Origin of the sequence: Streptomyces sp. SID9727, from assembly GCF_010550605.1 — a bacterium.
In the GTDB taxonomy this organism is placed as follows: Bacteria; Actinomycetota; Actinomycetes; order Streptomycetales; family Streptomycetaceae; genus Streptomyces.
The window spans coordinates 19,862-32,484 of sequence record NZ_JAAGNI010000234.1 but is presented as its reverse complement, the minus strand read 5'-3'; the positions used below and the strand labels follow the sequence as shown (position 1 = coordinate 32,484).

11 protein-coding genes are annotated in these 12,623 nt (G+C 73.7%); 3 read left to right on the top strand and 8 right to left on the bottom strand.

Annotation, left to right across the window (positions count from 1 at the left end):
• On the top strand, positions 1 to 626 hold a 626-nt coding region (locus G3I41_RS15215), incomplete at its 5' end, for a hypothetical protein (RefSeq protein ID WP_164400740.1).
• Between the two features lie 10 nt (positions 627 to 636).
• Here G3I41_RS15215 and recX read toward each other — a convergent pair.
• From recX to G3I41_RS15190, 5 genes are all read right to left on the bottom strand, one after another.
• A complete protein-coding gene (recX, locus tag G3I41_RS15210; protein ID WP_164400739.1) occupies positions 637 to 1,278 on the bottom strand; it encodes a recombination regulator RecX in 642 nt (213 codons plus the stop codon).
• A gap of 3 nt (positions 1,279 to 1,281) precedes the next feature.
• Entirely contained in the window at positions 1,282 to 2,406 is a 1,125-nt protein-coding gene (gene recA, locus G3I41_RS15205) for a recombinase RecA (RefSeq protein WP_164400738.1), read from the bottom strand.
• A gap of 212 nt (positions 2,407 to 2,618) precedes the next feature.
• On the bottom strand, positions 2,619 to 2,840 hold the full coding sequence (locus G3I41_RS36860; RefSeq protein ID WP_239081645.1) for a hypothetical protein: 222 nt from the start codon (positions 2,838 to 2,840) through the stop codon (positions 2,619 to 2,621).
• Between the two features lie 214 nt (positions 2,841 to 3,054).
• On the bottom strand, positions 3,055 to 4,251 hold the full coding sequence (locus G3I41_RS15195; protein WP_164400742.1) for an AI-2E family transporter: 1,197 nt from the start codon (positions 4,249 to 4,251) through the stop codon (positions 3,055 to 3,057).
• A 174-nt stretch (positions 4,252 to 4,425) separates the two neighbouring features.
• Positions 4,426 to 4,620 carry a DUF3046 domain-containing protein gene (locus G3I41_RS15190; protein WP_164400737.1) on the bottom strand — a complete coding sequence of 65 codons (195 nt, stop codon included), beginning with the start codon at positions 4,618 to 4,620 and terminating at the stop codon, positions 4,426 to 4,428.
• Between the two features lie 79 nt (positions 4,621 to 4,699).
• On the opposite strand from G3I41_RS15190, the gene G3I41_RS15185 reads away from it, so the two are divergent.
• Positions 4,700 to 5,614 carry a hypothetical protein gene (locus G3I41_RS15185; protein ID WP_164400736.1) on the top strand — a complete coding sequence of 305 codons (915 nt, stop codon included), beginning with the start codon at positions 4,700 to 4,702 and terminating at the stop codon, positions 5,612 to 5,614.
• A gap of 241 nt (positions 5,615 to 5,855) precedes the next feature.
• On the opposite strand, the gene G3I41_RS15180 is transcribed toward G3I41_RS15185, so the two are convergent.
• The 3 genes from G3I41_RS15180 to G3I41_RS15170 are packed head-to-tail and all read right to left on the bottom strand — an operon-like array spanning position 5,856 to position 7,829.
• Positions 5,856 to 6,161: an AzlD domain-containing protein gene (locus tag G3I41_RS15180; RefSeq protein ID WP_164400735.1), complete on the bottom strand. Its 306-nt coding sequence runs from the start codon at positions 6,159 to 6,161 to the stop codon at positions 5,856 to 5,858.
• Positions 6,158 to 6,955, bottom strand: coding sequence for an AzlC family ABC transporter permease (locus G3I41_RS15175; protein ID WP_164400734.1), 798 nt, complete (start codon positions 6,953 to 6,955; stop codon positions 6,158 to 6,160). The genes G3I41_RS15180 and G3I41_RS15175 overlap by 4 nt, the downstream gene beginning before the upstream one ends.
• 10 nt (positions 6,956 to 6,965) lie before the next feature.
• On the bottom strand, positions 6,966 to 7,829 hold the full coding sequence (locus G3I41_RS15170) for an AraC family transcriptional regulator (RefSeq protein ID WP_164400733.1): 864 nt from the start codon (positions 7,827 to 7,829) through the stop codon (positions 6,966 to 6,968).
• A 101-nt stretch (positions 7,830 to 7,930) separates the two neighbouring features.
• On the opposite strand from G3I41_RS15170, the gene G3I41_RS15165 reads away from it, so the two are divergent.
• Positions 7,931 to 12,604, top strand: a complete 4,674-nt coding sequence (locus G3I41_RS15165) for a DEAD/DEAH box helicase (protein WP_164400732.1) — start codon at positions 7,931 to 7,933, stop codon at positions 12,602 to 12,604.
• Positions 12,605 to 12,623: the final 19 nt, after the last annotated feature.

Here is a 12,623-nt window from a genome sequence, read left to right as displayed (position 1 = left end):
CCCCCGACGCACTCGACGCCCAGGCCGCGCGCCTCCATGACACGGCCGCCTGGCAGCAGATCGTCACCGGCTGGGACCTGACCGCACCCGCTCCCGCACCCCAGCCCCCCGGCCCCGCGCCCGCCGACGTGCCGGACGCGTCCGCCCCCGCCACCGACTGGCGCGCCCTGCTCTCCGTACCGGTGGACCGGCTGATCGCCGACACCGTCCGGGCGCTGCCCCCCGCCGCGCCGCGCGAGCGCCCGCTCCCGGGGCGCATCGGTGCGATCCTGCCCGACCGGCTCCACGCGTGGCGGCGCGTCGGGCGGCCCGATGTGCGGCCGTCCGTCCATCTCGCCCACGCCCGGCGGATCCTGACCGAGTGGGGCTGGCAGAACACCCCGTACCGGCTCCGCGACCTCCGGGGCGCTCGCTGTGTCTGCGGCGCCATGCTCACCGCGCACCGCTTGGGCTACGGCTCTGCGGAGACGGTCGACCGGGCCGGGGCGTGGCTGATCGCGGAGCTCCGCTCGCAGGGCTGGACCGGGCTGATCGGTTCCTGGAACCGCTATCCCGGACGCACAGCCGAGGACGCCCTCGCGCTGGTCGACGCCACCATCAGCCGCGCGGCCCGCGCCGGCCAGTAGCCGCGCCGGCTCAGAAGGGCTCGTCCAGCCCTTCCGTGTCCTCCCCCTCATCCTCCAGCGCCCGGCGCACCACGCGCAGCGCCATTCCCTCGCCGTATCCCTTGCGGGCGAGCATGCCCGCGAGGCGGCGCAGGCGCTTGTCGCGGTCCAGCCCCCGGGTGGACCGTAGCTTGCGGGCGACGAGCTCCCGCGCGGTCTCCTCCTCCTGTTCGGAGTCCAGCTGCCCGACGGCTTCATCGATCACGGCGGCGTCCACCCCCTTGGTCCGCAGCTCACGGACCAGCGCCCGGCGGGCGAGCCCGCGGCCGTGGTGCCGGGACTCCACCCAGGCGTCCGCGAACGCGGCGTCATCGATCAGCCCGACGTCCTCGAAACGGGACAGCACCTCTTCGGCCGCCTCGTCCGGGATCTCCCGCTTGCGCAGGGCGTCCGCGAGTTGCTTGCGGGTGCGCGGCGTGCCGGTGAGCAGCCGCAGGCAGATGGCACGCGCCTGCTCGACCGGGTCGCGCGGTTCCCCCTTCTCGGCCCTCGACAAGGAGGGGGAACCGCTGTCACTGGGCCGGGAGCGGGAACGGCGTCCCGCTCCCTCACCGGATCCGGGGGCCGCGCCGGGGTCGGCGGCGCCGGCCGGCCACTCTGTACGACGCGTCACGGATCAGCTCTTGGCCGCGGCCGCCTTGGCCGGCTTGGTCTTGCCGGCCGCCGCCGTCGCCGGCTTCGCCGCAGCCTCGGCGGGGGCCGCGGCGCCCGGCGCCTCCGCCCCGGACTCGGCGGCGTCCTCGGGCCGGACCCCGACGCCCAGCTTCGCCAGGATCTTCTTCTCGATCTCGTTGGCGAGGTCGGGATTGTCCTTGAGGAAGTTGCGCGCGTTCTCCTTGCCCTGGCCGAGCTGGTCGCCCTCGTACGTGTACCAGGCGCCGGCCTTGCGGACGAAGCCGTGCTCCACGCCCATGTCGATCAGACCGCCCTCGCGGCTGATGCCCTGGCCGTAGAGGATGTCGAACTCGGCCTGCTTGAAGGGCGGCGCGACCTTGTTCTTGACGACCTTGACGCGGGTGCGGTTGCCGACCGCGTCGGTGCCGTCCTTGAGCGTCTCGATCCGGCGGATGTCGAGGCGCACCGAGGCGTAGAACTTGAGCGCGCGGCCACCGGTGGTGGTCTCCGGCGAGCCGAACATCACACCGATCTTCTCGCGGAGCTGGTTGATGAAGATCGCGGTGGTCTTGGACTGGTTGAGCGCGCTGGTGATCTTCCGGAGCGCCTGGCTCATCAGGCGGGCCTGGAGACCCACGTGCGAGTCACCCATCTCGCCCTCGATCTCCGCGCGCGGCACCAGGGCCGCGACGGAGTCGATGACGATGAGGTCGAGGGCGCCCGAGCGGACCAGCATGTCCACGATCTCGAGGGCCTGCTCACCGTTGTCCGGCTGGGACAGGATGAGGCTGTCGATGTCGACGCCGAGCTTCTTCGCGTACTCGGGGTCGAGGGCGTGCTCCGCGTCGATGAAGGCCACCGAGCCGCCGAGCCGCTGCGCGTTCGCCACGGCGTGCAGCGTGAGCGTCGTCTTACCGGAGGACTCCGGTCCGTACACCTCCACCACTCGGCCGCGCGGCAGACCGCCGACGCCGAGCGCGACGTCGAGCGCGGTGGACCCGGTGGGAATCACCTCGATGGGCTCGTTCGGCCGCTCGCCGAGGCGCATCACCGCGCCCTTGCCGAATTGCCGTTCAATCTGTGCGAGTGCGGCGTCCAGCGCCTTCTCGCGGTCGGTTCCTGCCATGGGTTCCACCCGATTTGCTTGAGTCGATCGCTTCACGTCAAAGACGCTAACCCCTGCCACTGACAATGGGCCTCGACGTCCTCCCGGCCTGTGGACAACTCCACGGTCGGGCCCGGGAAAACCCGGCCGGAATCCCATGAGAATGGATGTTCGATTTCAGTGTCAAGCGCACCACGCCGCCCCGGGCGCGTGGGGACGGAGGAGCGGAACGGTCAGCTCCGGGGCGGGGTGCGCGGGCTGTAGGCAAGCCTGAACTGGGGGAAGCGTTCCCTTCCGGGGTCCAGCAGACCGATCAGCGCGATCAGCTGGACCTGGAGATCCGTGAGGCGGCCGACGGCCTGGGCGGTGTCAGCCGCCAGTCCGTCCACGTCCGCCAGCAGACCGGTGAACCACGCGGCGAACTCCTGGTCGTGTTCCGGCTTCGCCCGGAACACCGCGCGGCCCAGGCAGCGGCGCCGGCCGGGCCGGCTGCTCCCGGGACCGCAGGCGGCGCTGCTGCCAGTAGCTGAAGAGCGCGGCCGCCGCCGCGCCGCGGACGGCCACGGCCGCCGATGCCAGGGACAGCCACTCCATGTTCCCCCAGGGCCGGCACGACATCCCGCGCCTCAGCCTACGGGCCGCCCGGCCCCCTCCGGCGGAACGAGCGCATCAGGTGCTGCTCGGCCCGGAAGGCCCCTCCGGCCTCCTCGGTTCCTCCGGCTCGCCGCCGTCCGTACCCCGGCCGTCCTCACCCGCGAAAGCGGTACGCATCCGCCTCAGGCGCGTCCACAGGGGCTCGCCCCGCACGCCGGGGCGGCTGCCGTGGACACGTGGGTCGTCCGTGACGTCGTAGCGCTTCACGTACGCGCCGAGGAACGCCTGGAGCGTGGCCACGGCCGGGATGGCGATCAGCGCGCCGACGGCGCCCATGAGCGCCGTGCCCGCGATGACCGAGCCGAACGCCACGGCGGGGTGGATGTCCACCGTCTTCGCGGTGAGCTTGGGCTGCAGCATGTAGTTCTCGAACTGCTGGTACACCACGACGAAGCCGAGCACCCACAGCGCGTACCAGGGATCGACGGTGAAGGCGATCAGCATCGGCAGGGCGCCCGCGAGGTAGGTGCCGATCGTGGGGATGAACTGGGAGACGAGCCCGACCCAGACCGCGAGCGCCGGCGCGTACGGCACTCCGAGGGCGGCCAGCAGGATGTAGTGCGCGATGCCGGAGATGAGCGCCATCAGGCCGCGCGAGTAGAGGTAGCCGCCCGTCTTGCCGACGGCGATCTCCCAGGCCCGCAGCACCTCCGCCTGACGGGCGGGGGGCAGCACGGAGCACAGCCCGCGGCGCAGCCGGGGCCCGTCCGCCGCGAAGTAGAAGGAGAACAGGAAGATGGTCAGCAGGCGGAAGAGGCCGCCGAGAACGGTCGCCGAGACGTCGAGCACACCGGTCGCGCTGTTCTGGACGTACTTCTGCAGCCAGTCGGAGTGCAGCAGGCTGTCCTGGACCTCGACGCGGGAGAGCTCCGTGTGGAAGGTCTGGTTGACCCAGTTGATCACCGAGTCGAGGTACTTCGGGAAGTCCTCCACCATGTCGACGATCTGGCCGGCGAGCATCGAGCCGAGCAGCACGACGAAGCCGGCCCCGGCGATCAGCACGACGAGGAAGACCAGGAAGGTGGCGAGGCCCCGGCGCATGCCGCGGGCGGACATCCGGCTCACGGCGGGTTCGATGGCGAGCGCCAGGAAGAAGGCGATCAGCACATTGATCAGCAGGCCGATGAGCTGGTCGAACGCCCAGCTGCCGAGCCGGAAGCAGGCGTAAAGGGCAAGGGCGAGGACCATGGCGCGCGGCAGCCAGGCGGGCATGCGGGCGGGCCCGGCGCCGGACGGCGGGGCCGGTGGGGCGGCCGGCGGTACGGGCGGCGTGCGCGGCGGCTGGATCTGTGCGGTCTCGTCTGTGGGTGCCACGGAGCAAGTCTCGCCTATGTGGGTGACAGTGCCTCGCGCGCCCCGGAAGGCGGCCTTCCTTTCCCGCCTCCGTCAGCGCCTGTCGGCGGGAATGTCCATCGCGACGCAGACGCCGCGCCAGACGTCCTTCGCCTCCCAGCCGGCCGCCAGCGCCTCGTGGACCGTACGTCCGCCCAGCTCGGCCATCACATGGTCGCGTGCGAAGGAGTCCGCGTAGGCCGCGCCGAAGTGGTCCGCCATCCGTTCCCAGAAAATCGTCAACCGCATGCCTTCAGTATCCCGCTCCTGAGAGTGCAGCCGGGCCGCATCGGCCCTGCTCGGGGGGCCGAAGCCCTACGGTCGGTCCATGGCTGCAACTGGAACAAGTCCCCTCGACCGGGCCGAGCGGTTCATCTGGCTCACAGCCCGTGTCCTCGAACAGCGGCGGTTCGCCCATCAATATCTGGAGGGAGGCGCGGACGCGGTGGAGACGGCCCTCACCGCCTACGCCAACGAGGACGGCGGCTACGGCCACGCGCTCGAACCCGACCTGCGGGGCCCTGTCAGTCAGCCCCTGCACACCGCCCACGCGCTGAGCGTCCTCGATGCCATCGGCCGGTGCGGCGGTCTGCGGGTGGAGCGGATCTGCCGGTATCTGACGGAGGTGTCCACCAAGGAGGGCGCCCTGCCCGCGCTGCTCCCCTCCCAGCGCGACTACCCGGCGGCCCCCTTCATCCCGATCGTCGACGACCCTCCGGCCGAACTGCTGGCCACCGGCCCCGTCGTCGGGCTGCTGCACCGCAACGCGGTGTGGCACGCCTGGCTCTTCCGGGCGACCGACTTCTGCTGGTCGGCCGTGGACGCCCTGGACGTGTCGCACCCGTACGAGATCGAGGCCGCGGTCGCCTTCCTCGACGGGGTGCCGGACCGGCCCCGGGCGGAGGCCGCCGCCGAACGGCTGGGGCACCTGGTGCGCGACCAGCGGCTCGCCGTGCTCGATCCGGACCGGCGCGCGGAGTACCCGGTGGCCCCCGGGTACGCGCCGGGAGAGCAGCACTTCCCGTACGACTACGCCCGTACGCCCGCATCGCTTGCCCGGCGGTGGTTCTCCGACACCGAGATGGAGCGCTCGCTCGACCATCTGGCCGCCGCACAGGAGGCGGACGGCGGCTGGCCGGTCACGTGGCGGCAGTGGGCACCCGGGACGGCGCTGGAGGGACGCCCTCTGGTGACCCTCAGAGCGCTGGAAACGCTGAGGGCGCACGGTCGCGTCCTGGCGTGAGAGGCGGCGCGGCGGGGAAGGATGGGCGCGCCGGTAAGGGGCACGCGCCAGGAGGCATGCCCCTTACCGGGCACCGCCTGAGGGCTGTCCCGCGATTCCCGGCGGGCGCACGACGACGGCTACGGCACCTCGCCGCGTTGTCGAGACGCCCGAATGCGTCCAGTATGCGGGCGCCTCTCCGCCGTGCGACGCACCGCATCCGACGCCGCGCGCTGATCCACCGGGAATCGCGGGACAGCCCTCAGCCCAGCGCACGCACCCCCGCGGTGACGGCCACCGCAACACCCACGACCACCAGGAAGGGGGCGCGCAGGACCAGGGCGAGCGCTGCGGCCGCCACGCCCGCGCCCCTGGCGTCCAGGGCCAGGTGCTGTCCGTCGCCGAACGTCTGCTGGGCGGTGAGCCCGGCCAGCAGGGCCACCGGCAGCAGGGCGGCCAGGCGCTGCACCAGGGGACGTTCCAGAGCGCCGGCGGGCACGAGAAGGCCGAGCAGTTTGGCCAGGTAGCAGCCGACGCAGGTCAACGCGATGGCGATCCAGACGTTCATCGGCCCCCCTCCGCCCGGGTGGCGCCGGCGTCCTCGGTCCCGGTCCTGCCCGGCCCGTGCCCCTTGGCCCGCCCCAGCAGGAACAGGACGACGGGCGCGGACAGCGCGGACAGCAGCACGGGCACCCCGGCCGGCAGTACCGGCAGGAGCCCGAGGGCGAGCAGGACGGCGAGCGCCGCCGTCAGGCGCTCCGTCGTGGACTTCAGCATCGGGGCCAGCAGCGCGAGGAAGACCGCCGGGCCGGCCGCGTCGAGTCCCCAGGCGTCGGTGTCGCCCAGTGCCTCGGCGCCCAGCGCGCCCACCAGGGTGGTCAGGTTCCACAGCACGTAGAGGGTGAGCCCGGTGACGGTGAAGCCGATCCGCGCGGCCCGCCGCGTGGGCTGGGGCAGTGTCACTGCGGTGGTCTCGTCGATGACCCACTGGGCGGCGAGCGGGCGCAGGGCGCGCGGCAGGGCGAGGAGCTGGGAGAGCCGCAGGCCGTAGAAGGCGTTGCGCACGCCGAGGAAGAAGGCCCCGGCTGCCGCGGTGTAGGGGTTGCCGCCGGCGGCGAGCGCTCCGACCAGGGCGAACTGGGAGGCGCCGGTGAACACGAGCAGGCTGAGCGCGCAGGTCTGGAGCAGGCTCAGGCCGGAGCCCGCCGAGGTGACGCCGAAGGCGAAGCCGGAGAGGCCGACGGCTATGCCGACGCCGAGTGCGTCGCGGACGACGGCCGAGTCCGGTTTGGTCCCGGCGGCGAGCGTGCTGCCACCGGGAGGTCCGGCGGTCGCCCGAAGGGGTGTTGTCTGTTCTGCCACGTCCAGCACGCTACCGGGGCAGTTCCCGGCCGGTCTTGTACGTTCTTGCGCGTTCGCGCTGGTAGGCGCCGGGGGGCACGCCCACGATCCGGGTGAAGTGACGGTTGAGATGCGGCTGGTCGGTGAAGCCGACTTCCGTCGCCGCGACCGAGGGGGCCGTGCCCGCGTCGAGCATCCGCCGCGCACGCCGTACCCGGGCGTCGGTGAGCCAGGTGTGCGGGGGCATGCCGTACTGCTTCTTGAACGCGCGCAGCAGCGCGAAGGGGCTTGTGCCCAGTTCGGCGGCGAGCGCCTCCAGGGTCGGCGGTTCGGCCATCCGGGCTTCCAGGAGGGCCCGGGCGCGCGCCGCGTCGCGGGCGCCGGCGGCGCGGGGGGCCGAGACGGGGAGCGAGGCGCCGTGCCGGGTGAGCAGGCGGGTGACGACGACCCGCAACACGCTGTCGGCGGCCAGGGCGTTGCCCTCCTCGGCCGCCCGGTGGACCTCGGCTATCAGCCGGGCGGCGTACGGGTCGGCCACACCGGTCTCGGCGAAGCCGACGGTGCCGCGCAGGCGCGTCGTATCGGCGGCGATGTCGTTGACCACCTGCGCGGACGGGTAGAGCGTGTCGTACACCCAGCCTTCGGGGACGCCCGCGCGGGCGGTGTGCGGCACCTCCGGATTGATCATGACGACGGTCCCGGGCCCCGCGTGGAGGGTTCCGGCGGGGGTGCCGATGTCCTCGACGCCGCGGCTCACCGTGGCGACGACGTAGCCCTCGTGGCTGTGGCGCGGGAAGGTGTGCCGGATGTAGCGGGCGCGCAGCAGGTCGAGGTCGGGCAGCTCCGCGTAGCTCCAGTGCCGCGCCCACTCCGTCGGTTGCTGCGCTCGCGCCATGGTGGGATTCTCCCAGCCCGCGGGCGGTCCGGCCGTCGGCCCCGCGGCCCGCCCGGCGGTTGCCGGGGCCGTTGTCAGTGGCGGGGTGCACGATGGGGGACATGACCGGCTCCGCACTCGACTCCTTCTCCCCCGCGACCCGCAGCTGGTTCGCGGGGGCCTTCAGCGCGCCGACCGCCGCGCAGGAGGGCGCCTGGCGGGCGATCGGCGAGGGATCGGACGTGCTGGTCGTCGCGCCGACCGGCTCGGGCAAGACGCTGGCCGCCTTCCTCGCCGCCCTGGACCGGCTGGCGGCCGTCCCCCCGCCGGCGGAGGCGAAGAAGCGCTGCCGCGTGCTGTACGTGTCGCCGCTCAAGGCCCTCGCGGTCGACGTGGAGCGCAATCTGCGCTCACCGCTGACCGGCATCCGTCAGGAGTCGGTGCGCCAGGGGCTGCCCGAGCCCGAGGTCAGGGTGGGGATCCGGTCGGGCGACACCCCGGCCGCCGAGCGCCGCTCGATGGCGACCCGTCCGCCGGACATCCTGATCACGACGCCCGAGTCGCTGTTCCTGATGCTGACCTCATCGGCCCGCGAGGCCCTCTCCGGCATCGAGACGGTGATCCTGGACGAGGTGCACGCGGTCGCGGGCACCAAGCGCGGCGCCCACCTCGCCGTGTCGCTGGAGCGCCTGGACGAGCTGCTGCCCCGGCCGGCCCGGCGTATCGGCCTGTCGGCCACGGTCCGGCCGGTCGACGAGGTGGCGCGCTTCCTGTCGCCCCGGCGCAAGGTGGAGATCGTCCAGCCGCCGTCCAGCAAGCGGTTCGACCTGTCGGTGGTCGTGCCCGTCGAGGATCTGGGGGAGCTGGGCGGTTCTCCCGCCACCGACGACACCTCGGGTCAGGCCGAGAAGCCGTCGATCTGGCCGCATGTGGAGGAGCGGATCGCCGATCTCGTCCAGGCGCACCGCTCCACGATCGTCTTCGCCAACTCCCGCCGCCTCGCGGAGCGCCTGTGCAACCGCCTCAACGAGATCGCGTACGAGAGAGCCACCGGCGAGACCATGCCCGAGGCCCACTCCCCCGCCGAGATCATGGCGGAGTCCGGAGCGGCCAAGGGGGCTCCCGCCCTGCTCGCCCGGGCCCACCACGGATCGGTCTCCAAGGAGCAGCGCGCCCAGGTCGAGGAGGACCTGAAGGCGGGAAGGCTGCCCGCGGTGGTCGCCACGTCCAGCCTGGAGCTGGGCATCGACATGGGGGCGGTCGACCTGGTGATCCAGGTCGAGTCCCCGCCCTCGGTCGCCTCCGGGCTGCAACGGGTCGGCCGCGCCGGCCACCAGGTGGGCGCGGTCTCCACCGGCGTCGTCTTCCCGAAGTACCGCGGCGACCTGGTGCAGGCGGCCGTGGTCACCGAGCGGATGCGGACGGGCTCGATCGAGGCGCTGCGCGTCCCGGCCAATCCCCTGGACGTACTGGCCCAGCAGCTGGTCGCGATGGTCGCGCTGGACAGCTGGCAGGTGGACGACCTGCTCGCGGTGGTCCGCAGGGCCGCCCCCTTCGCCTCGCTGCCGGAATCGGCGTTCACGGCCGTCCTCGACATGCTCGCGGGCCGCTATCCGTCCGACGCGTTCGCGGAGCTGCGGCCCCGCGTCGTCTGGGACCGCGTCGCCGGTACGGTCACGGGCCGGCCCGGTGCGCAGCGCCTCGCCGTCACCTCGGGCGGGACCATCCCCGACCGGGGCCTCTTCGGGGTCTTCCTCGCCGGTGCCGACCCCAAGAAGGGCGGCGGCAGGGTCGGTGAGCTGGACGAGGAGATGGTCTACGAGTCCCGGGTCGGCGACGTCTTCACGCTGGGCACGACCTCCTGGCGGATCGAGGACATCACCCGGGACCGGGTGCTCGTCTCCCCCGCGCCCGGTGTCCCCGGGCGGCTGCCGTTCTGGAAGGGCGACCAGCTGGGCCGCCCGCTGGAGCTGGGCCGCGCCCTGGGGGCCTTCCTGCGCGAGCTCGGCGGGCTCTCCCCCGAGGACGCCAGGGACCGCCTGCTCTCCGCCGGCCTGGACACCTGGGCCGTCGACAACGTCCTGGCGTATCTGGACGAGCAGCGCCGGGCCTGCGGTCATGTCCCGGACGACCGCACCATCCTGGTCGAGCGCTTCCGGGACGAGCTGGGCGACTGGCGGGTCGTCGTGCACTCCCCGTTCGGCGCGCAGGTGCACGCCCCGTGGGCGCTGGCGCTGAGCGCCCGCCTCGCCGAGCGGTACGGGATGGACGCGCAGGTCATGCACGCCGACGACGGCATCGTGCTGCGGCTGCCCGACGCCGACATGATGGGCCTGGACCTCCTCGACTTCGACCCGGCTGCGGATCCGGTCCAGGAGCCCGGCAAGGGCGTCTCCGCGCCGCTCACCCCGGCCAACACCGCCTTCGACAGCGACCAGCCCCCGGTCGGCGCCGCCGATGTCGCCTTCGACAAGGGCGAGATCGAACAGATCGTCACCGACCAGGTCGGCAGCTCCGCCCTGTTCGCCTCGCGGTTCCGCGAGTGCGCCGCCAGGGCGCTGCTGCTTCCCCGCCGCAGTCCCGGCAAGCGCACCCCGCTCTGGCAGCAGCGCCAGCGGGCCGCGCAGCTCCTCCAGGTCGCCTCCGAGTTCGGCTCCTTCCCCATCGTTCTCGAAGCGGTCCGCGAGTGCCTCCAGGACGTCTTCGACGTCCCGGGGCTCACCGAGGTGATGGGCGACCTGGAGGCCCGGCGCATCCGCCTGGTCGAGGTCACCACCTCGGAGCCCTCCCCGTTCGCCCGCTCCCTCCTCTTCGGGTACGTCGCCCAGTTCCTGTACGAGGGCGACTCACCGCTCGCCGAACGGCGCGCCGCCGCGCTCTCCCTGGACTCCCGGCTCCTCGCCGAGCTGCTGGGCAGGGCGGAGCTTCGCGAACTGCTCGACGCCGACGTGCTGACCGAGCTGGAGCGGGAGCTTCAGTGGCTCGCGGACGACCGCCGGGTCAAGGACGCCGAGGGCGTCGCGGATCTGCTGCGAGTGCTCGGCCCGCTCACCGACGAGGAGCTGGCCGAGCGCGGGGCCGGGTCCGCCTGGGCGAAGGAGCTGGAGTCCGCCCGCCGTGCCATCCGCGTCCGGATCGCCGGGGCGGCCCACTGGGCGGCGATCGAGGACGCGGGCCGGCTGCGCGACGCCCTGGGCACGGCGCTCCCGGTCGGCGTCCCCGAAGCGTTCACCGAGCCGGTGAAGGACCCCCTGGGCGATCTCCTCGCGCGGTACGCCCGCACGCACGGCCCGTTCACCTCCGCCACGGCGGCGGCCCGGTTCGGCCTCGGCACGGCCGTCACCGACGGGGCGCTGCAACGGCTCGCGGCCTCCGGCCGCATCGTCCAGGGCGAGTTCCACCCCGCCGGCATCGGCCAGGAATGGTGCGACGCCACGGTGCTGCGGCGGCTGCGACGCCGTTCGCTCGCCGCCCTCCGGCACGAGCTGGAGCCGGTCCCGCCCGCCGCCCTGGCCGGGTTCCTGCCGCAGTGGCAGCACCTCGGCGGCAACGGCCTGCGCGGCATCGACGGACTGGCCCGCGCCGTCGAGCAGCTCCAGGGAGCGCCGGTTCCCGCCTCCGCGCTGGAACGGCTGGTCCTGCCCGGCCGGGTCACCGGGTACACCCCCGCGCTCCTGGACGAGCTGACCACGACCGGTGAAGTGGTCTGGGCCGGCGCGGGCGCCCTCCCCGGCAAGGACGGCTGGATCTCCCTCTACCTCGCCGACAGCGCCCCCCTGCTCCTCCCTCCGCCGCGCCCGCTGGAGCTCAGCGCACTGCACGAGTCCGTGCTGACCGCTCTCGGCGGCGGCTACGGCCTGTTCTTCCGGCAGATCGCCGACCAGGTCCGCGCCACCACCCACCCCGACTGCACCGACCCGCAACTGGCGGATGCCCTGTGGGACCTCGCCTGGTCCGGCCGTCTCACCAACGACACGCTCGCGCCGCTGCGCTCCCTCCTGGGCTCGGGCCGCACGGCCGGCTCGACCGCGCACCGGGCCCGGCGGAACGTGCCGCGCGGCCGTTACGGCACCCTCACCGCTGCCGCCCGCCCGGCCTCACGCACCGGGCCGCCCACGGTCTCGGGCCGCTGGTCCCTGCTGCCGTCCATCGAGCCCGAGCCCACGCACCGCGCCCACGCCCTGGCACGCACGCTGCTCGACCGCCACGGGGTGGTGACCCGGGGTGCCGTGCAGGCAGAGGGCGTCGAGGGCGGCTTCTCGGCGGCGTACCGGGTGCTGTCGGCCTTCGAGGACAACGGGCAGGCGCGCCGGGGGTACGTCGTGGAGGGGCTGGGGGCCGCCCAGTTCGCGATGGACGGCGCGGTCGACCGGCTCCGCGCGGTGTCCACGGCCCGGGACCGTAAGGAGCCGGGCGCGGACCCCCGGGCCCTCGTCCTCGCGGCGGCCGACCCGGCCAATGCCTACGGCGCCGCCCTCCCCTGGCCCGAGCCGCCGGACGGGGCCGGGCACAAGCCGGGCCGGAAGGCCGGCTCGCTCGTGGTCCTGGTCGACGGCGAGCTGACGCTGTACATGGAGCGCGGCGGCAAGACGCTGCTGGCCTGGGCGACCGATCCGGAGGATCCCGCGCTCCGGGCGGCGGCCGGTGCGCTGGCCTCGGCCGCCCGTGCCGGGGCCCTCGGCACCGTGACCGTCGAGCGCACCAACGGCGTCTCCGCCCTGACCTCGCCCCTGGGCCGCGCGCTGGAGGCGGCCGGTTTCCTCGCCACGCCGAGGGGCCTGCGCCTGCGCGCGTGAACCGCACCGGGCCCGCCTC

Bases quoted from the DNA above. Each gene is read 5' to 3' on its own strand.
- recA (WP_164400738.1), bottom strand. From the start codon at position 2,406: ATGGCAGGAACCGACCGCGAGAAGGCGCTGGACGCCGCACTCGCACAG.
- G3I41_RS15170 (WP_164400733.1), bottom strand. From the start codon at position 7,829: ATGGCGCGAGCGCAGCAACCGACGGAGTGGGCGCGGCACTGGAGCTAC.
- G3I41_RS15185 (WP_164400736.1), top strand. From the start codon at position 4,700: ATGGCTGCAACTGGAACAAGTCCCCTCGACCGGGCCGAGCGGTTCATC.
- G3I41_RS15165 (WP_164400732.1), top strand. From the start codon at position 7,931: ATGACCGGCTCCGCACTCGACTCCTTCTCCCCCGCGACCCGCAGCTGG.
- G3I41_RS15180 (WP_164400735.1), bottom strand. From the start codon at position 6,161: ATGAACGTCTGGATCGCCATCGCGTTGACCTGCGTCGGCTGCTACCTG.
- G3I41_RS15190 (WP_164400737.1), bottom strand. From the start codon at position 4,620: ATGCGGTTGACGATTTTCTGGGAACGGATGGCGGACCACTTCGGCGCG.
- G3I41_RS15195 (WP_164400742.1), bottom strand. From the start codon at position 4,251: ATGCCCGCCTGGCTGCCGCGCGCCATGGTCCTCGCCCTTGCCCTTTAC.